Source organism: Burkholderia sp. BCC1998 (genome assembly GCF_905339875.1).
GTDB lineage: Bacteria > Pseudomonadota > Gammaproteobacteria > Burkholderiales > Burkholderiaceae > Burkholderia.
This window is the reverse complement of the sequence record NZ_CAJPHE010000020.1, coordinates 136458-155761: the sequence shown is the minus strand read 5'-3', so window position 1 is coordinate 155761 and position 19304 is coordinate 136458. Positions and strand designations below refer to the sequence as shown.

19 protein-coding genes are annotated in these 19304 nt (G+C 68.0%); 16 read left to right on the top strand and 3 right to left on the bottom strand.

Going from position 1 to position 19304, the window contains the following annotated elements; translation table 11 throughout:
- The first annotated feature begins 186 nt into the window (after positions 1–186).
- Both msrP and msrQ read left to right on the top strand, forming a co-directional pair.
- On the top strand, positions 187–1182 hold the full coding sequence (msrP, locus tag U5A56_RS28660) for a protein-methionine-sulfoxide reductase catalytic subunit MsrP (protein WP_321925786.1): 996 nt from the start codon (positions 187–189) through the stop codon (positions 1180–1182).
- Between the two features lie 20 nt (positions 1183–1202).
- Complete coding sequence (msrQ, locus tag U5A56_RS28655; protein ID WP_321925784.1) at positions 1203–1892, top strand: protein-methionine-sulfoxide reductase heme-binding subunit MsrQ; 690 nt, start codon at positions 1203–1205, stop codon at positions 1890–1892.
- A gap of 85 nt (positions 1893–1977) precedes the next feature.
- Here the strand turns inward: msrQ and lptM are convergent, their stop codons facing one another.
- Positions 1978–2259 carry an LPS translocon maturation chaperone LptM gene (gene lptM / locus U5A56_RS28650; RefSeq protein ID WP_124571926.1) on the bottom strand — a complete coding sequence of 94 codons (282 nt, stop codon included), beginning with the start codon at positions 2257–2259 and terminating at the stop codon, positions 1978–1980.
- 36 nt (positions 2260–2295) lie between these two features.
- On the opposite strand from lptM, the gene cyaY reads away from it, so the two are divergent.
- Positions 2296–2622, top strand: a complete 327-nt coding sequence (gene cyaY / locus U5A56_RS28645; RefSeq protein ID WP_124487840.1) for an iron donor protein CyaY — start codon at positions 2296–2298, stop codon at positions 2620–2622.
- 100 nt (positions 2623–2722) lie between these two features.
- On the opposite strand, the gene U5A56_RS28640 is transcribed toward cyaY, so the two are convergent.
- Positions 2723–5110: a penicillin-binding protein 1A gene (locus tag U5A56_RS28640; protein WP_082088581.1), complete on the bottom strand. Its 2388-nt coding sequence runs from the start codon at positions 5108–5110 to the stop codon at positions 2723–2725.
- 226 nt (positions 5111–5336) lie between these two features.
- Here U5A56_RS28640 and U5A56_RS28635 point away from each other — a divergent pair, with 226 nt between their 5' ends.
- From U5A56_RS28635 to ugpQ, 12 genes are all read left to right on the top strand, one after another.
- The gene (locus tag U5A56_RS28635) at positions 5337–6260 is read left to right on the top strand and encodes a competence protein ComA (RefSeq protein WP_321810710.1); all 924 of its coding nucleotides are present in this window, start codon (positions 5337–5339) and stop codon (positions 6258–6260) included.
- Positions 6257–6892 carry a fimbrial protein gene (locus tag U5A56_RS28630; protein ID WP_321925781.1) on the top strand — a complete coding sequence of 212 codons (636 nt, stop codon included), beginning with the start codon at positions 6257–6259 and terminating at the stop codon, positions 6890–6892. Before U5A56_RS28635 ends, U5A56_RS28630 begins: the two co-directional genes overlap by 4 nt.
- Positions 6889–7755, top strand: coding sequence for a pilus assembly protein (locus U5A56_RS28625; RefSeq protein WP_321925779.1), 867 nt, complete (start codon positions 6889–6891; stop codon positions 7753–7755). The genes U5A56_RS28630 and U5A56_RS28625 overlap by 4 nt, the downstream gene beginning before the upstream one ends.
- Entirely contained in the window at positions 7752–9404 is a 1653-nt protein-coding gene (locus U5A56_RS28620; RefSeq protein WP_321925777.1) for a type IV pilus secretin PilQ, read from the top strand. The genes U5A56_RS28625 and U5A56_RS28620 overlap by 4 nt, the downstream gene beginning before the upstream one ends.
- 40 nt (positions 9405–9444) lie before the next feature.
- Positions 9445–9999 (top strand): shikimate kinase, encoded by a 555-nt coding sequence (locus tag U5A56_RS28615; RefSeq protein ID WP_082088580.1) that lies wholly within the window; start codon positions 9445–9447, stop codon positions 9997–9999.
- Positions 9996–11075: a 3-dehydroquinate synthase gene (aroB, locus tag U5A56_RS28610; protein WP_321925776.1), complete on the top strand. Its 1080-nt coding sequence runs from the start codon at positions 9996–9998 to the stop codon at positions 11073–11075. Before U5A56_RS28615 ends, aroB begins: the two co-directional genes overlap by 4 nt.
- Before the next feature lie 41 nt (positions 11076–11116).
- Complete coding sequence (locus U5A56_RS28605; protein ID WP_321925774.1) at positions 11117–12325, top strand: deoxyguanosinetriphosphate triphosphohydrolase; 1209 nt, start codon at positions 11117–11119, stop codon at positions 12323–12325.
- Positions 12326–12415: 90 nt separating this feature from the next.
- Positions 12416–13750 carry a sn-glycerol-3-phosphate ABC transporter substrate-binding protein UgpB gene (gene ugpB / locus U5A56_RS28600; protein WP_044845979.1) on the top strand — a complete coding sequence of 445 codons (1335 nt, stop codon included), beginning with the start codon at positions 12416–12418 and terminating at the stop codon, positions 13748–13750.
- Between the two features lie 98 nt (positions 13751–13848).
- A complete protein-coding gene (gene ugpA / locus U5A56_RS28595) occupies positions 13849–14733 on the top strand; it encodes a sn-glycerol-3-phosphate ABC transporter permease UgpA (protein WP_044845978.1) in 885 nt (294 codons plus the stop codon).
- Positions 14730–15575, top strand: a complete 846-nt coding sequence (gene ugpE / locus U5A56_RS28590; RefSeq protein ID WP_044845977.1) for a sn-glycerol-3-phosphate ABC transporter permease UgpE — start codon at positions 14730–14732, stop codon at positions 15573–15575. Before ugpA ends, ugpE begins: the two co-directional genes overlap by 4 nt.
- 27 nt (positions 15576–15602) lie before the next feature.
- A complete protein-coding gene (locus tag U5A56_RS28585; protein WP_124487847.1) occupies positions 15603–16688 on the top strand; it encodes a sn-glycerol-3-phosphate import ATP-binding protein UgpC in 1086 nt (361 codons plus the stop codon).
- A gap of 28 nt (positions 16689–16716) precedes the next feature.
- Positions 16717–17481, top strand: coding sequence for a glycerophosphodiester phosphodiesterase (ugpQ, locus tag U5A56_RS28580; RefSeq protein WP_044846002.1), 765 nt, complete (start codon positions 16717–16719; stop codon positions 17479–17481).
- Between the two features lie 163 nt (positions 17482–17644).
- On the opposite strand, the gene U5A56_RS28575 is transcribed toward ugpQ, so the two are convergent.
- Complete coding sequence (locus U5A56_RS28575; protein ID WP_044845975.1) at positions 17645–18370, bottom strand: OmpW/AlkL family protein; 726 nt, start codon at positions 18368–18370, stop codon at positions 17645–17647.
- 193 nt (positions 18371–18563) lie between these two features.
- On the opposite strand from U5A56_RS28575, the gene U5A56_RS28570 reads away from it, so the two are divergent.
- On the top strand, positions 18564–19277 hold the full coding sequence (locus U5A56_RS28570) for a transposase (protein WP_006752972.1): 714 nt from the start codon (positions 18564–18566) through the stop codon (positions 19275–19277).
- Positions 19278–19304 lie beyond the last annotated feature (27 nt).

The following is a 19304-nucleotide window of genomic DNA, read 5'->3' as shown; positions in this document are numbered from 1 at the left end:
CGGGCTGCACAGCTACGGCAAGCTGTAAGATTTCCGACGCGGGTCCGACAAAAGACCGCCGGCGCACTGCGTGCCCGGCGGTTTTCTTTTGTAACGGGCGGGCGGTCCGGGCGTCGAACGGCGCAGGATGGGTCGGGTCGAACGCTCATGAAGCGTGCGCGCCGCGCATGCAGGAGGAGCAGCACGATGTGGATCAAACACCCTTTGCGTACCGTACTGACCGGCGGTGACATCGCGCAGAGCCAGATTACGCCGCGCGCGGTGTTCGAGAACCGGCGGCGCGTCTTGCAGGCCGCCGGCCTGGCGGCGGCGGGCGGATTGTTCGGCGGCAGCGGCGCGGCGTTCGCCGCCTATGCGTCGCCCGACGCGCGGGCCGCGAAGCTCGTGGCGAAAACCAACCCGAAGTTCGTCGCGGCCGACCAGGTGACGCCGTTCAAGGACATCACGTCCTACAACAACTTCTACGAGTTCGGCACCGACAAGGGCGACCCGGCGCAAAACGCCGGCACGTTGCGGCCGCGCCCGTGGCGCGTGAGCGTCGAAGGCGAGGTGCTGCACCCGAAGGTGTTCGATCTCGACGAACTGCTGAAGCTCGCGCCGCTCGAAGAGCGCGTGTACCGGCTGCGTTGCGTCGAAGGCTGGTCGATGGTGGTCCCGTGGATCGGCGTGCCGCTGTCCGAGCTGATCAAGCGCGTGCAGCCGACCGGCAACGCGAAGTACGTGCAGTTCGTCACGCTGGCCGATCCGTCGCAGATGCCGGGGCTGTCGACGCCGGTGCTCGACTGGCCGTACTCGGAAGGGCTGAGGATGGACGAGGCGATGAATCCGCTGACGCTGCTGACGATGGGCGTGTACGGCCAGGTGCTGCCGAACCAGAACGGCGCGCCGGTGCGGATCGTCGTGCCGTGGAAGTACGGCTTCAAGAGTGCGAAGTCGCTCGTGAAGATCCGCTTCGTCGACAAGCAGCCGAAAACGAGCTGGAACACGTACGCGTCGAACGAATACGGCTTCTATTCGAACGTGAACCCGAACGTCGATCACCCGCGCTGGAGCCAGGCGACCGAGCGCCGGATCGGCGAGGACGGCTTCTTCACGCCGAAGCGCAAGACGCTGATGTTCAACGGCTACGGCGATCTCGTCGCGTCGATGTATCAGGGCATGGACCTGAAGAAGAACTTCTGAGTGCGCCGGTGAGAAACGACATGCCTCCTTCGACGCTGACGCCCGCGCGCGCGTCCGGCACGCGCACGGCTGCCGCCGGCGGTTCCCGGGGCGGCGCAGTGCGTGCTGCCGCGTCGCGCTGGCTTGCCCCCGCCAAGGTGCTGGTTTTCGCGGCCGGACTCTATCCGCTCGCCCGTCTCGTGCTGTTCGGGCTGACCGACCGGCTCGGCGCGAACCCGATCGAATTCATCACGCGCTCGACGGGCCTCTGGACGCTGGTGATGCTCTGCCTCACGCTCGGCGTCACACCCCTTCGGCGCGTGACGGGCGTTCCAGCGTTGCTGCGCTTTCGCCGGATGATCGGCCTGTTCGCGTTCTTTTACGCGACGCTGCATTTCACGACGTATCTGTGGTTCGACAAGTGGTTCGACGTGCTCGCGATCCTGAAGGACGTCGGCAAGCGTCCGTTCATCACGGTCGGCTTCGCCGCGTTCGTGCTGCTGATTCCGCTGGCCGCGACCTCGCCGCGCGCGATGGTGCGCCGGCTCGGCCGTCACTGGGCGACGCTGCATCGCGCGATCTATGCGATCGCGCTGTTCGGCGTGCTGCATTTCTGGTGGATGAGGGCCGGCAAGCACAATCTCGCGCAGCCGAAGCTCTACGCGGTGATCGTTGCGGTGCTGCTCGGCTGGCGCCTGCTCGAATGGGGCTGGCGGCGCATCCGCGCGTGACGAGGCGGGCCCGGAAAAACAAAAGGCGATGACGGGCAGTCATCGCCTTGGTCGCGAAGGAAGCCGCGCGAGCGGCGGCGCGCGCTTACTGCGTGGCGGCCGGGCCGGATGCCGGCGTCGCGGCCTTCGATGCATCGCTCGACAGCTCCGGTGACAGCGTGAGCGGCGTGCCGGAAGAATCGGGAATGCTGTCGGACGACGCGTTTTCATCGGTCGGCGTGACGTCGGACGGCGCCGTGTCCTGCTGCTGGATGGGCTTCGCCGGCAACGGGGGCACGGTGGGCAGATAGAGCGGACCGCGTTGACCGCAGCCGGCAAGAATCGCCAAAGCCGCTACAATCGCGCTCATCCGGAAAACGACTCGCATGATCGTCCCTGAACAATTTAACCGATAGAGTTTAGCATGTCCGATACTGAATACCTGGCCCGTGCCGAGGCCGTGCTGGCGGCCGTCGAGCGTACCGTGGATGCCGCGAACGACGGCGATCACGACATCGATCTGGAGCGCAACGGCAGCGTGCTGACGCTGACGTTCGAGAACGGCTCGAAGATCATCGTCAACCTCCAGCCGCCGATGAAGGAGCTGTGGATCGCCGCGAAGGCGGGCGGGTTCCATTACCGTTTCGTGGACGGCGAATGGCGCGATACGCGCACCGGCACCGAGTTCTTCGCCGCGCTCACCGAGTACGCGACGCAGCAGGCCGGCCTGCCGATCACGTTCGGCGCGTAACGCGTCCGGCGCTTGCCTGGCCGGGCGGCCGATACGCCGGATCGAAGCACAAGGAAAAAGCGCCCCGCGGGGCGCTTTTTTCATGGTCGGGCCGTTCGTGTCAGTGGCCGCGGAACAGGTTCATGATGTCCTGCTTCTCCTGTTCGTCGACGTGCGGCACCGCTTCGTCGGTGCTCTGCACCGCCGGCGCCTGCGGCACGCCGACCGTCGACACGAAGCCGTGCCCCGGCGTGAAGTCGGTGAAGTACAACTCGCTGCCGAGCGCCTGGACGTCGTCCGGCATCGTCGGCTTGAACTCCGGCACGCCCTTCAGCGCCGCGCCCATATAGTCGATCCAGACCGGCAACGACAGGCCGCCGCCGGTTTCGCGATCGCCGAGGCTGCGCGGGTTGTCGTAACCGATCCACGCGATCGCCGCGAGCGTGTGCTGGTAGCCGGCGAACCACGCGTCGTGCGAGTCGTTCGTCGTGCCGGTCTTGCCTGCGAGGTCGGTGCGCTTCAGCACGTTGGTGCGCGCGCCCGTGCCGCGCTGCGCGACGCTCTGCAGCAGGCTGTTCATCACGTACGCGTTGCGCGCGTCGATCGCGCGCGGCGCGTTCTGCTCGGCGATGAGCGGCTGCGCGCGGGCGACGACAGCGCCGTTCGGATCGGTCACTTCGGCGATCAGGTACGGATTCACGCGGAAGCCGCCGTTCGCGAACACCGAGTACGCGCCAGCCATCTGCAGCGGCGTGACCTGGCCCGCGCCGAGCGCCATCGGCAGGTAGGCCGGATGACGGTCGGCGTCGAAGCCGAAGCGCGTGATGTACTGCTGCGCGTACTTCGTGCCGATGTGGTTCAGGATCCGGATCGACACGAGGTTGCGCGAGCGCTGCAGCGCGGTGCGCATCGACATCGGGCCTTCGAAACCGCCGCCGTAGTTCTTCGGTTCCCACGGCTGGCCGCCGGTTTCCGCGGCGCTGAAATACAGCGGGCCGTCGTTGATCACCGTGGCCGGCCCGAGGCCCTTGTCGAGCGACGCCGAATAGATGAACGGCTTGAACGACGAACCCGGTTGCCGCCACGCCTGCGTGACGTGGTTGAACTTGTTCTTGTTGTAGTCGAAGCCGCCGACCAGCGAGCGGATCGCGCCGTCCTGCGGAACGATCGAGATGAACGCGCCTTCGACCTGCGGCAACTGCGTGATCGACCACTTCCCGGCGTCGTTCTTCACGACCCGGACGATCGCGCCCGGGCGGATGCGGCGGTTCGGCTGCGCGCCGGCCGACAGCGCGCCCGACGCGAAGCGCAGATTGTCGCCTTCGATCGTCGCGCTGCTGCCGTCGATGAAGGCGATGGTGATCTGGCGCGGGGTGGCCGCGGTGACGACCGCCGCGATCAGTTCGCCGTTGTCGGGGTGTTCGAGCAGCGCATCGTCGATCGCCTGCTCGCGATCGTCGGCGCCGGCCGGCAATTCGATGAAGCCTTCCGGCCCGCGATAGCCGTGGCGGCGCTCGTAATCCATGATGCCCTTGCGCAGCGAGGTGTATGCGACCTGCTGGTCGGCGGAATCGATCGTCGTGACGACGTTGAAGCCGCGCGTATAGGTTTCCTCGCGGTACTGCGCGTACATCATTTGTCGGACCATTTCCGCGACGTACTCGGCGTGCACGCTGAACTCGCGGCCCGCACCCTTGACGGCGAGCGGCTGCGCGACGGCTTGGTCGTACTGCTCGCGCGTGATGAAGTTCAGCTCAAGCATCCGCTGCAGGATGTATTCCTGGCGCACCTTCGCGCGCTTCGGATTGACGACCGGGTTGTACGCGGACGGCGCTTTCGGCAGCCCCGCGAGCATCGCCGCTTCGGCGAGCGTGATGTCCTTCAGGTCCTTGCCGAAATAGACCCGTGCGGCGCTCGCGAAGCCGTACGCACGCTGGCCGAGATAGATCTGATTCATGTAGACCTCGAGAATCTGATCCTTCGTCAGCGCGCGCTCGATCCGGTAGGCCAGCAGCATTTCGTAGATCTTGCGCGTGTAGGTCTTTTCGCTCGACAGGAAGAAGTTGCGCGCGACCTGCATCGTGATCGTGCTCGCGCCCTGCGACGCATGGCCATTCGTCAGTGCGACGAAGCCGGCGCGGGCGATGCCGGTGAGGTCGACGCCGCCGTGATCGTAGAAGCGTGCGTCCTCGATCGCGAGGATCGCCTTCTTGAGCGAGTCGGGCACGTCCTTGAAATGGACGATGTCGCGGCGTTCCTCGCCGAATTCGCCGATCAGCACGTGATCGGACGTATAGATGCGCAGCGGTACCTTCGGACGATAGTCGGTCAGCGCGTCGAGCGACGGCATGTTCGGCCACGCGACGACGAGCGCGTAGCCGAGCACGAGGCCGCCGGCCACGACGAGGGCCACGCACATCGCGGCGAGGCCGATCAGGACTTTCAGCCACCAGGACCGCTTCTTCGGCTCGGGCGCGGGAGGCGGGGACGTAGGAGACGTGGATTGCATAGGCATACCGGAAAACAGTCCCGCGATTATAGCTGCCCGGTAAGACCGGTCTTGACGCGGGGGGCGGCGGCCGGAAACCGGCGGATCGCGGTGCCGCCGGCATAGTGTCCGCGAGGTCGCCCCGCGCCACAACTGGCCGTCCGGCCGACTGTCGGGCACACGCGCCGCTTTGCAGAATCAGGCCTCGGAAACGCGGCGTGGGCCGCAACGATCGCGGGAGGCTGGGATGACAGGACGATGGGCGGCGCGGTTCGCGCCGGGCAGGCACCGTTCGACGGGCATCGACGTCGGGGCGGACGAGGTGAGGGTGGCCGTGCTGAGCCGGCGCGGGCGGGCCGTGGAGGTGCGGGTCGAAGGACTCGAGCGGGAGCCGGTCGGATTGCAGGACGGGCCGGAGGAGGCGCGCTGGGCCGCGGTCGCACGCGCGTTGGCGGCGGCCGTGTCGCGATTGTCGGCGGCGGGCGTGCGCTGCGATACGCGCGGCGTGATGGCGCTGCGCGACGACGAAATGCGGACCGCGACGCTCGACCTGGCCGGGCGCGACGACGTCGCGGACGCCGCCCGGCAGGCCGCTGAACGGATCTCGGGGCTGCCGCCCCACAGCCTCGCGTTCGACTGGCGGCAGGACGACGGCGCGTGCCCGGGCGAGATCGAGGTCGCCGTGGCGCCGCAGGCATTGCTCGAACGGCGGATCGACGTCGCCGCGCAGGCTGGCGTCGACCTGACGGCCGTCGACGGCGAATCGGCCGCCGCGCTGCGTGCGTTGCGCTATGCCGCGCAGTTCGAACCCGATGCCCACGGCCCGTACGCCGCATTCTGGTTCTGCGACACGGGCGTGCGCGGCTGGCGGGTCGACGGTTCGATCGCCGTACCGGTGCTCGCGGTGTCCGGCGACGTGCAGGCGGCGTTCCCCGACGCATTGCGCCAGTGCGTGTTCGAGCCGGTGCGCTGCGTGCTCGTGGCCGGCGACGCGCGCAGCATCGCCCGCTGCGGTACGTCGGCCGCCGATATCGGCGATGCGCTCGGCGTGGCCGCGGTGCCATTCGACTGCACCGGATGGGACGGGCTGCCGGGCGTGCCCGCCGGAACGCAGGGCGGTCCGGCGTTTGCCCTCGCGATCGGGCTGGCGCTGCGCGGGGTGTGGGAATGATGGCCGATGTGGGGTTCGGGCGAACTGCCGCCGGCCACGCCGTGCTCGGCGGCTTCAATCTGCTGCCGTACCGTGAGCGGCTGGCGCAGGCGTTGCGGCGGCGCCGTGCCGCGCAGTGCGGGGCGGCGATCGTGCTCGGCGTGCTCGGGGCCTGCGTTTGGACGGGGGCGGCGACGGCGTGGCGATGGCGCGTGGATGCGGACCGTACGCGTGTGGAGGCGCGGCTGCGGCAATTGCAGCCACGGATCGATGCCGAACGGCGCGCCGCCGGCGTGGCCGCCGACCTCGCGCGACGCGATGCACGGGCGGCCGCGCTTGCCGCGCCTTGCCGGCGTGTCGCCGGGCTGCTCGCGACGCTGGCGCAGGTGCGCGACGACACCGTCCGGCTCGACGCATTGCGCACGACTGCGTCCGGCGCCGTGCTCGACGCGCGCACGACGAGTTATCGGGCGGCCGCGCGGTGGCTCGCACGGATTGCGGTCGAGCAGCGTGACTGGCGATTCGATGTCGGTGCGCTGACCCCGGCTTCGGCCACTCAAGTCATGGGTTCGGCCGCGCCGTTCCGGTTTTCCGTGCAGGTGCGTTGGGACGACGCGCCGCCGCGGCAGAAGGCCGCGGGAGGCGACGCATGACGGCGATCACGCATCGATCCATGCCAGCCGGTGCCGGGCGGCGCGGCCGCATGGCGCGGATGTCGCCGGCCGCGGCGCATGCCATCGGCTGCGTGGCGGCGTTCGCGTGCGTGACGATGGGCACCATTCATCTGATGGATGCCGTCGACGCGAGCGGCCTCGCACGCAGTCGCGCGTTGCTGGCAACGGCACAAGTGCGTGCCGCCGACGCACAGCGGCTGCTCGCGACCGCGCCACGGCGCAACCCGGACCCGGCTGCCGGGCACGCCTCCAGCGTGCCGCGTGCATCGGGGTGGCCCGCACTGATGCTCGAACTGGCGGACCTGGCCGGCGCGAGCGGACTGCGGATCGTGTCGATCGAGCCGCGGCGCACTGACGAAGCGGCGCCGGATGGCCGACGCACGGTGCGGATCGTCGCGGACGGCGGCTTTCCGGCGTTGCTGCGGCTGATCGGCGGGCTGGCGAGTTTTCCCGCGCTGGTGGTGCCGTCGAGACTGCACATCGAGCGGAAACCGCCCTCGTTGCGGGTGGACATGACGATCGACGTGTTTCCGGCGCTGTCGGGGGCTCGTGTTCCCGATGGCACGGTGCGGCTGCTTGCCGGCGTGCCGAGCGACGATCCATTCGGCGGCGATGGCTTGCCCGCGCAGGCCGACGATGCGACGCCGCGCCTGGCCGGCACGATTCGCGACGTACGCGCCGGGCTCGCGCTGTTCGACGCGGGCGATGGCGCATTCGCGACCGTTGCGCCGGGCGAAGCGTTCGGGATGTCACGCGTGGTGAGCGTCGATGCCGGTGCGGTGACGCTTGTGACAGCCGACGGCGCGCGCCGGTTCGGCATGGATGACGGAGGTCGCCCATGACGAAGTACGGATGGCGGGCGATCGCATTCTGGGTCGGATCGGGCGTGGCCGCGGCACACGCGGCGCTGCCGCCGTTGCCCCTGTTGCCGCCTTTGCCGCCGGCCGGCTGGCCGATCGCGTCGATGCAGGCGCATGCCCAGGACACACCGCTGCCGCAGGGTGCGCCCGACGGTGCGGACGGTGCAGCGCCCGCGCATGACGGCCCGCCGCCGTTCGATCAGGCCGTGCGCGCGGCGCTTCAAGCGGACACCACCGCACCGGTGCCCCGGCTGGAAGGGCCGCCGATTCCATTGCCGCCGCCGACGCGCATGAGCGACGCCGCGGCGCGGCACCCCGGCGATGCGGATGACGCGCGGCGGATCTCGCTGAATCTGCAAGGCGCCGGGCTCGCTGCCGCGTTCGACGCGCTCGCGCGATTCACCGGGCTCAACATCATCGTCGGCGAGCAGGTACGCGGCACCGTGACGTTACGTCTGAACAATGTCCGCTGGCGCGATGCGTTCGACACGTTGCTCGATACGCACGGGCTGGCGATGTCCCGGCGCGGCAACGTGATCTGGGTTACGCCGGCGGCCGAACTCGCCGCGCGCGAGCGCGAGCGCTTCGAAACGCATGCACGCGCGGCCGAGCTGGAGCCGCTCGCGAGCCGGACCTTCGCGCTGCATTACCCGCGCGCGCAGGACGTGCAGCGGCTGCTGGCCGGAGCGACCGGCCAGCGCCTGCTGTCGAAACGCGGCGCCGCGGCGGCCGATCCGCGCACGAACCTGTTGTTCGTCACCGATCTGGCGCCGCGCATCGCGCAGATCGCGGGCTTGATCGATGCGATCGACCGGCCATCGCGGCAGGTCCGGATCGAGGCGCGGATCGTAGAAGGCGAGCAGGGCTTCTCGCGCAACCTCGGCGCACGCGTCGCGCTGCGCGCACAGGGACGGGCGCCCGCGGCCGACGGCGCGGCATTCGCGACGGACACGCGCAACGCGCTCGACCTGGCCGCACGACCGCTCGGCGGCTTCGAGGCGGCGACGGCCGGCTTCACGTTGTTCGCCGCGCCGCTCAGCCGCGTGCTCGACGTTGAATTGAGCGCGCTCGAGGCGCAGGGGCGGGGCCAGATCGTTTCCAGCCCCCGCGTGGTGACGGCCGACCGCGTGAAGGCGATCGTCGAACAGGGCTCGGAGCTGCCGTACCAGGCGAAGGTCGGCAACGGCGTGAGCGGCGTGCAGTTCCGCCGCGCGACGCTGAAGCTCGAGGTCGAGCCGCAGATCACGCCCGACGGGCGCGTCGTGCTGGACCTGGACGTGACGAAGGACAGCATCGGCGAGCCGACGGCGGCCGGCCCGGCGATTCATACGAAGCACGTCCAGACACGCGTCGAGGTCGAGGACGGCGGAACGGTCGCGATCGGCGGGATTTACGAGCAGTTGAACCGGGACGATGTGACGCGGGTGCCGCTCTTGGGCAAAATACCGGTACTAGGCGCGCTTTTCCGGCACCGCGCACGGCGCGACCAGCGCAGCGAACTGGTCGTCTTCATCACGCCGACGGTCGTCGGCGCGCGTTGCGAAACGGCCGGCGCGGGCGACGCGGATGCGGGAAAAACGGGGCCGGAAGCCGGCGGCGCAGGCTCGACAAGGCAGCCGCTTTGCCAGTAAGCTGCGCCACACACCAGCAAGATTCAAGCAGAGGAAGCCGTTGCAAGCGCGGGACCCACACGCAAACGTATTTTTCGTCGGCCTTATGGGAGCGGGTAAGACCACCGTGGGCCGTGCGGTCGCGCGCCGGCTCGACAGGACGTTCTTCGACTCCGACCACGAAATCGAGGCCCGCACGGGTGCGCGCATTCCGGTGATCTTCGAGATGGAGGGCGAGGCCGGGTTTCGCGACCGCGAATCGCAGGTGATCGCCGATCTCACGCAGCGCGAGAACATCGTGCTCGCGACGGGCGGCGGCGCGGTGCTGCGGCCCGAGAATCGCGACTGCCTGAAAAGCAGCGGCATCGTCATCTATCTGCGCGCCAATCCGCACGATCTGTGGCTGCGCACCCGCAAGGACAAGAACCGCCCGCTGTTGCAGACCGACGATCCGAAGGCGCGTCTCGAAGCGCTCTACGAAGTGCGCGACCCGCTGTACCGCGAATGCGCGGACTTCATCATCGAGACCGGCCGCCCGTCGGTCAACGGCCTCGTCAACATGGTGCTGATGCAACTCGAACTGGCAGGCGTCATCGCCAAGCCGCTACAAGCATGATTACCGTCAACGTCGATCTGGGCGAGCGCGCCTACCCGATTCACATTGGTGCCGGCCTGATCGGCCGCACCGAGCTGTTCGCCCCTCACATCACCGGTTCGTCGGTCACGATCGTCACGAACACGACGGTCGATCCGCTCTACGGCGACGTGCTGCGCGCGGCGCTCGCGCCGCTCGGCAAGCGCGTGTCGACGGTCGTGCTGCCGGACGGCGAGGCCTACAAGAACTGGGAAACGCTGAACCTGATCTTCGACGGCCTGCTGACCGAGCGCGCCGACCGCAAGACGACGCTCGTCGCACTCGGCGGCGGCGTGATCGGCGACATGACCGGCTTCGCCGCCGCGTGCTACATGCGCGGCGTGCCGTTCATCCAGGTGCCGACGACGCTGCTGTCGCAAGTCGATTCGTCGGTCGGCGGCAAGACGGGCATCAACCACCCGCTCGGCAAGAACATGATCGGCGCGTTCTACCAGCCGCAGGCCGTGGTCGCCGATATCGGCGCGCTGACCACGTTGCCCGATCGCGAGCTGGCGGCCGGCGTGGCCGAGGTCATCAAGACGGGCGCGATCGCCGATGCGGCATTCTTCGACTGGATCGAGGCGAACGTCGAGGCGCTGAACCGCCGCGAGCCGGCCGCGCTCGCGCATGCGGTGAAGCGCTCGTGCGAGATCAAGGCGAGCGTGGTCGCAGCCGACGAACGCGAAGGCGGGCTGCGTGCGATCCTGAATTTCGGCCATACGTTCGGCCATGCGATCGAGGCCGGGCTCGGTTATGGCGAGTGGCTGCACGGCGAAGCGGTCGGCTGCGGGATGGTGATGGCGGGCGACCTGTCGGTGCGGCTCGGCCTGCTCGACGAAGCGTCGCGGCAGCGGCTCGACGCGGTGATCGCCGCCGCACATCTGCCGGTGCGCGGGCCGGCACTCGGCGATGCGCGCTACATGGACCTGATGCGCGTCGACAAGAAGGCTGAAGCCGGAGCGATCAAGTTCATCCTGCTGAAGCGATTCGGCGATACGCTGATCACCCAGGCGCCCGACGAAGCCGTGTTCGCTACGCTGGCGCAGACGACCCGGTAACGGCGCCCCGGATGCCCCGGCGCCCCTGACATGGAGGAGACGTGAGCGAGACATCCAGCAGCAAACCGACCCGAGCCGGCCGCGCATCCGTCGCGGTGCTGGCCGAGCCGCCGACGCTGGCGGCGCTGGAAGCCCATCTCGCTCCGTATGCCGCCCACGCGTCGCAGTCGCGCGGCCGCCGCCATCAGGAAACCCCGCCGGCGGCGCGCACCGAATTCCAGCGCGACCGCGACCGCATCGTTCATTCGACCGCGTTCCGCCGGCTCGAATACAAGACGCAGGTCTTCGTCAATCACGAAGGCGACCTGTTTCGCACCCGCCTCACGCACAGCCTCGAAGTCGCGCAGATCGCGCGTTCGGTCGCGCGCAACCTGCGCCTGAACGAGGATCTCGTCGAAGCGATCTCGCTCGCGCACGATCTCGGTCATACGCCGTTCGGCCATGCCGGGCAGGATGCGCTGAATGCGTGCATGCGCGAGCACGGCGGCTTCGAGCACAACCTGCAGAGCCTGGCGGTGGTCGACGAGCTCGAGGAGCACTACGGCGCGTTCAACGGCCTGAACCTGTGCTTCGAGACGCGCGAAGGCATCCTCAAGCACTGTTCGCGCGAGAACGCCCGCAAGCTCGGCGCGCTCGGCGAGCGTTTCCTGCAAGGCCGCCAGCCGTCGCTGGAAGCGCAGCTCGCGAACATCGCGGACGAAATCGCGTACAACAACCACGACGTCGACGACGGCCTGCGCTCCGGCCTGATCACGATCGAGCAGCTCGCCGAAGTCGAGCTGTGGCAGCGCCACTACGACGCGGCGCTCGCCGAATTCCCGCATCTCGAAGGCCGCCGCCTCGTGCACGAGACGGTGCGCCGCATCATCAACACGCTGATCGTCGACCTGATCGACGAGACCACGCGTAATCTCGCGCGTGTCGCGCCCGCGTCGCTCGACGACGTGCGCGCCGCGCCGCCGCTCGTCGCGCACAGCGAGCCGATCGCCGCGCAGGCGGCGGCCCTCAAGCGTTTCCTGTTCAAGAACCTGTATCGCCACTACAAGGTGATGCGCATGGCGAACAAGGCGCAGCGCGTCGTCACCGGGCTGTTCGACGCGTTCATCGACGATCCGCGCCTGCTGCCGCCGCCGTACCAGTCGGACGACGAAGCGCAGCAGCCGCGCCTCGTCGCGCACTACATCGCCGGCATGACCGACCGCTTCGCGCTGAAGGAATACCAGCGCCTGTTCGTCATCAACGACAACTGACTGTCACAAACGATCACTAGACTTCGCCGGTTCAATGGCGACGGGAATGTTGCACACGCTGTTGGTAACGTTTTCACAGGAGAGAGATCGATGAAGAAGAAGCCCGCGGGGACAATGGTTCGCTCGATCGCGCTGGGCGGCGCGCTCATGTTCGGTGTGCAGCATGCGGCGTTCGCCGCGACGGAGATCCAGTTCTGGCATGCGATGGAGTCGGCGCTCGGTGAGCGCGTCAACGAGCTCGCCACGCAGTTCAACGCATCGCAGAGCGACTACAAGATCGTGCCGGTCTTCAAGGGCACGTACGACCAGGCACTCGCGGCGGGCATCGCCGCCTATCGCAGCGGCAACGCGCCGGCGATCCTCCAGGTCTATGAAGTCGGCACCGCGACGATGATGCAGGCGAAGAAGGCCGTCGTGCCGGTCTACGACGTGTTCAAGCAGGCCGGCGTGCCGCTCGACGAAAAGGCGTTCGTACCGACCATCGCGAGCTACTACAGCGACGCGAAGACGGGCCATCTCGTGTCGATGCCGTTCAACAGCTCGACGCCGGTGCTGTACTACAACAAGGACGCGTTCAAGAAGGCCGGGCTCGACCCGAACCAGCCGCCGAAGACGTGGGCCGACGTGCAGGCCGCCGCGGAGAAGCTGCGCAAATCCGGGATGACGTGCGGCTTCACGACCGGCTGGCAGGGCTGGATCCAGCTCGAAAACTACAGCGCGTGGCATGCGCTGCCGTTCGCAAGCCGCAACAACGGCTTCGACGGCGCCGACGCGGCGCTCGAATTCAACAAGCCGCAGCAGGTCGCGCACATCGCGTTCCTGCAACAGATGCAGAAGGACGGCACGTTCACGTACGCGGGCCGCAAGGACGAGGCATCGGCGAAGTTCTACAGCGGCGACTGCGGGATCCTGACGACGTCGTCGGGCGCGCTCGCGAACGTGCAGAAGTTCGCGAAGTTCAGCTACGGCACCGGCATGATGCCGTACGACGCGAACGTGAAGGGCGCGCCGCAGAACGCGATCATCGGCGGCGCGAGCCTGTGGGTGCTGGCCGGCAAGGATCCGGCGACCTACAAGGGCGTCGCGAAGTTCCTCGCATTCCTGGCCTCGCCGCCGATCGCCGCGAAGTGGCACCAGGAAACCGGCTACCTGCCGGTCACGACGGCCGCGTACGAACTCACGCGCCAGCAGGGCTTCTATGCGAAGAACCCGAGCGCGGAAACCGCGATCAAGCAGATGATGAACAAGCCGCCGCTGCCGTATACGAAGGGGCTGCGCCTCGGCAACATGCCGCAGATCCGCACGGTCGTCGACGAAGAGCTGGAGCAGGTCTGGGCGGAGAAGAAGTCGCCGAAGGAGGCGCTCGACTCGGCGGCCTCGCGTGGCGACGAGCTGCTGCGCCGCTTCGAGAAGTCGGGCGGCTGAGCCTGCATCGCGTTCGTGCCGCCGGCCGCCGCATCGCGTATGCGTGCGTGCGGGCCGGCGGCACGGTTCCCTTCCCGTTTCGCCTCCGGACACCCGCGATGCAATCCCGTTCCCGTTTCGGCGCGAGCCTGCTGCCGTACCTGCTGATCGCGCCGCAGCTCGCGATCACCGCCGTGTTCTTCCTGTGGCCGGCCGGCGTCGCGCTGTGGCAGTCGACGCAGATGCAGGACGCGTTCGGCACGTCGAGTGAATTCGTCGGTTTCGCGAACTTCACGCACCTGTTCGCCGACCCGCTGTACCTCGACTCGTTCCGCACGACGCTGGTGTTCAGCTCGCTCGTCACGGTCAGCGGGCTCGTCGTGTCGCTGCTGCTCGCCGCCTGCGCCGACCGCGTGATCCGCGGCGCGCGCGTATACCGCACGCTGCTGATCTGGCCGTATGCGGTCGCGCCGACGATCGCGGCCGTGCTGTGGGCGTTCCTGTTCAACCCGAGCATCGGCCTCGTCACCTATGCGCTCGCGAAGGGCGGCATCGTGTGGAATCACGCGCTGAACGGCGGCCAGGCGATGTTCCTCGTCGTGCTCGCGTCGGTATGGAAGCAGGTGAGCTACAACTTCCTGTTCTTCTACGCAGGGCTGCAGGCGATTCCGCGCTCGCTGATCGAGGCGGCGGCGATCGACGGTGCCGGGCCGGTGCGGCGCTTCTTCCACATCGTGCTGCCGCTGCTGTCGCCGACGAGCTTCTTCCTGCTGGTCGTGAACCTCGTCTACGCGTTCTTCGACACCTTCCCGGTGATCGACGCGGCCACCGCCGGCGGCCCCGCGCAGAGCACGAAGACGCTGATCTACAAGATCTTCACGGAAGGCTTCCAGGGGCTCGACATCGGCAGCTCGGGTGCGCAGTCGGTCGTGCTGATGATCATCGTCGTCGGCCTGACGGTGATCCAGTTCCGCTTCGTCGAACGCAGGGTGCAATACGCATGATCGAAAATCGCAAGGGCTTCGACCTGTTCTGCCACGCGGTGCTGATCGCGGGCGTCGTGCTGATCGTGTTCCCCGTGTACGTCGCGTTCTGCGCGGCGACCATGAACGCGCAGGAAGTGTTCACGATCCCGCTGTCGCTGGTGCCGAGCACGCACCTGCTGGAGAACGTCGCCTATATCTGGGGGCACGGCAGCGGCGGCACGACGGCGCCGTTCGGCCGGCTGCTCGTCAACAGCTTCGTGATGGCGCTCGCGATCGCGGTCGGCAAGATCGCGGTGTCGATCCTGTCCGCGTACGCGATCGTCTACTTCCGCTTCCCGTTCCGCAACACGGCGTTCTGGCTGATCTTCATCACGCTGATGCTGCCGGTCGAGGTGCGGATCTTCCCGACCGTGCAGGTCGTGTCGACGCTCCACATGACGAACACCTACGCGGGGCTCTCGCTGCCGCTGATCGCATCGGCGACCGCGACGTTCCTGTTCCGCCAGTTCTTCATGACGTTGCCCGACGAGCTGATGGACGCCGCGCGCATCGACGGCGCGGGGCCGCTGCGCTTCTTCCGGGACGTCGTGCTGCCGCTGTCGAAGACGAGCATCGCGGCGCTGTTCGTGATCACGTTCATCTACGGCTGGAACCAGTATCTGTGGCCGATCCTGATCACGACGGAGGCGTCGCTGTCGACGGCGGTGGTGGGCATCAAGACGATGATCGCGAGCGGCGACGCCGCGACCGAATGGCAATACGTAATGGCGGCGACGCTGCTGGCGATGATTCCGCCGCTCGTCGTCGTGCTGGCGATGCAGCGCTGGTTCGTGCGCGGCCTCGTCGATTCCGAGAAATAACTGACGTAACCGGGAGAAGGACAAGGTATGGCTGCGCTGAGCTTGAAGGGCGTCAGGAAATCCTACGACGGCAAGCAGCACGTGCTGCATGGCATCGACGTGGAGATCGCCGACGGCGAATTCATCGTGCTGGTCGGCCCGTCGGGCTGCGGCAAGTCGACGCTGCTGCGGATGATCGCGGGGCTCGAGACGGTGACGGACGGCGAGATCGCGATCGGCGAGCGCGTGGTCAACGCGCTGGAGCCGAAGGATCGCGACATCGCGATGGTGTTCCAGAACTACGCGCTGTATCCGCACATGACGGTCGCGCAGAACATGGGCTACGGGCTGAAGATCCGCGGCATCGAGCGCGCGACGATCGACGCGCGGGTGGCTGCCGCCGCGAAGATCCTCGAGCTCGAGCCGCTGCTCGCGCGGCGGCCGCGCGAACTGTCGGGCGGCCAGCGGCAGCGCGTCGCGATGGGGCGCGCGATCGTGCGCGAGCCGTCGGTATTCCTGTTCGACGAGCCGCTGTCGAACCTCGACGCGAAGCTGCGCGTGCAGATGCGGCTCGAGATCCAGCGGCTGCATGCGCGGCTCGCGACCACGAGCGTGTACGTGACGCACGACCAGATCGAGGCGATGACGCTCGCGCAGCGCGTGATCGTGATGAACCGCGGTTATGCGGAGCAGATCGGCGCGCCGGTCGACGTGTACGAGAAGCCGGCGACGGTGTTCGTCGCGGGCTTCATCGGCTCGCCGGCGATGAACCTGATGCACGGCCGGCTGTCGGAGGATGGCGCGACGTTTACGGTCGCGGGCGGCGGCCCGGCGCTGCCGGTCGCCGGCGCGCCCGGCATCGGCACCGCGATCGCCACCGGGCGCGACTGGGTGCTCGGCGTGCGGCCGGAGCACATGACGCCGCAGCCGGGCGTCGCGCAGGCGACGCTGCCGGTCGACTCGTGCGAGCTGCTCGGCGCGGACAACCTCGCGCACGGCCGCTGGGGCAACCACGACGTCGCGGTGCGGCTGCCGCACGCGGATCGTCCCGCGCGCGGCACGGCGCTGGGTGCCGCGCTGCCCGCGCACCGGCTGCATTTCTTCGATCCCGAGACCGGCAAGCGGGCCGGCTGAACCTGACGAACCCGTTGCGAGGCGCATGATGACTTCCCGAACCGACTGGCCCTATCCGCGCGTCGTCGCCCATCGCGGCGGCGGCACGCTCGCGCCGGAGAACACGCTCGCCGCGTTCGACGAGGGCGCGCGGCGCGGTCACCGGATGGTCGAGTTCGACGCGAAGCTGTCGGCCGACGACGTGACGTTCCTCCTGCACGACGACACGGTCGACCGCACGTCGAACGGCCGCGGCCCGGCGGCGGGCATGCGTTATGCGGCGCTGGCCGCGCTCGACGCCGGTGCCTGGTTCGACGCGCGTTTCGCGGGCGAGCGGATGCCGACGCTCGAGGCGGCGGCGGCGCGCTGCGTCGCGCACGGGCTGGCGGCGAACGTCGAGATCAAGCCGTGCCCTGGCCGCGAGCGCGACACGGGGCAGCGGGTCGCAGCGGATGCGGCCGCGTACTGGCATGGCGCGGCGGTGCCGCCGCTCTTGTCGTCGTTCTCGTTCGAGGCGCTGCAACAGGCGCGCGCGAGCGCACCGGCGCTGCCGCGCGGGATGCTGTACGAGGCGGTACCGGACGACTGGCACGCGCAGGTCGTCGATGCGCTCGGCTGCGTATCGTTGCACGCAAGCCACAAGGAGCTCGACGAACCGCTCGTGCGCGCGATCAAGACGGCGGGCCTGCGGATCCTGGTGTACACGGTCAACGACCTCGCCCGGGCGCGCGAACTCGCGCGCTGGGGCGTCGATGCGGTCTGCACGGACCGGATCGACCTGATCGCCGCCGATGCGCTGGACGACATCGCGTAGCGACCGGTCCCGCGCGATGCTGGTCGCGGGAAAACCCTGAGGCAAAAAAACGACGCCCCGGCGGGTTTCCGCCGGGGCGTTTTCCATCGTGGAGACGTTACGTCACGAAAAATCGGCTACAAATTGCAGCAGGATTAACCATTCCCCAAATATTCGACTACGCTTAGAAGCGGTAGCCGATGTTCAGGTACGTGACGATCGGATTGAGCGAGATCTTCGCTTTCGACGTTTCGGTCAGGGTGCCGACCGGCGTCCGGCGGGCCGTCGTGAAGGTCGCGGTGACGCTGATCGGGATGTACGAGATCGACAGGCCGCCGAACCAGTGTTTCGTGAAGTTGTACGTGAAGCCGGCGTTGAACACGGGCGCCCACTGGTTGCTGGTCGTCGCGCTGGTCGGGCCGCCGAGCACGCCGTTCTCGAAGCTGCTGTTCGTGATCTTTGCGCCGGTGAACCACGTATATGTCGCGCCGACGCCGACATACGGACGGAACTTCGCGTTGGCGTCGTTGAAGTGGTAGCGCAGCAATACGGCGGGGCTCCACTGGTACGCACGGCCGAGTACGCCGAAGTTTTCGAACCGACCCTTGCCGGTAATGTCGAACTTCGGCGGTATCCCCATCACGAGCTCGGTGGAGATATGGTCGGTGACGAAGTAGCCCGCTGCGAGACCGAGCGTATCGGCATCGTTGATGCCGGCGCCGGTGTTGGGAATCGATTGGTTGATGGGCGTGCCGCCGACGCCGTAGACGAACAGCGGGTCGCTGCTGTCCTGCGGCGAAAAGTGCAGCCAGCCGGTGCTGACGTAGAAATCACCTGCGGATTGTGCGTGTGCCGTACCGCCCGCGAATGCGAGCGCCACGGCCCCCGTAATGGCCAGTTTTCGTTTCATTGTGTCTCCTCCGATCAAAGGCGTGCTCATTATGACGACTGCGTTTAAAACCAAACAAGCTCGCAAGTTAGAGCTTTCTCCCTAGGATTCGCACGACCGTACGCTTCCGCGCCCCGCCAGGACAGGCATTCTACGCAGGTGCGCATTTTCGGACCTTCGGGTATTTCCTAACGCGTTCAAACGGACATTCAGCATGGCACGGTTAGCACGACTCTACGTTCCCGACCAGCCGCAGCACGTGATACTGCGCGGCCTGGATCAGCAACCCGCGTTTGTCGACGACCAGGACTACGAACTCTTCATCGATTGTCTGAAGGCCGCGGCACGCGATCACCATCTTTCGGTGCATGCCTACGTGCTGCTGCCGCGTCAGGTGCAGCTCCTCGTGACGCCGAGCGACGAGGCGAGCCTGCCGAAGGCGATGCAGGCGGTCGGCCGCCGCTACGTCGCGCATTTCAACCGGCGCTATTCGCGGCGCGGCACCCTGTGGGAAGGCCGCTATCGCGCGACCGTGATCGAAGGCGAGCGCTATTTCCTGCTCGCGAGCCGCGTGGTCGAGATGAGCCCGGTGCGCGCGCAGCTGGTCGCGACGCCCGACGCCTATCGCTGGTCGAGCTACCGGCACCACGTCGGGCTCACCGTCGACAGCCTGATCACCGACCATCCGCTCTACTGGGCGCTCGGCAACACGCCGTTCGACCGTCAGCGCGCGTACAAGGAGCTGTGCGAGCAGCCGCTCGACGAGCGGCAGGCCGATCAGCTCCAGCAGGCGACGCTGAAGGGCTGGGTGCTCGGCGGCGAGAACTACCGCGAGTGGGCGGCGCGCACGGCGAACCGCCGCGTGTCGCCGCTGCCGCGCGGACGCCCCAGAAAGGTGCGTGAAAACACGCCGCCGATCCAGCAGTAACGCGGGAAAGGCGGATCACGAGGCGGC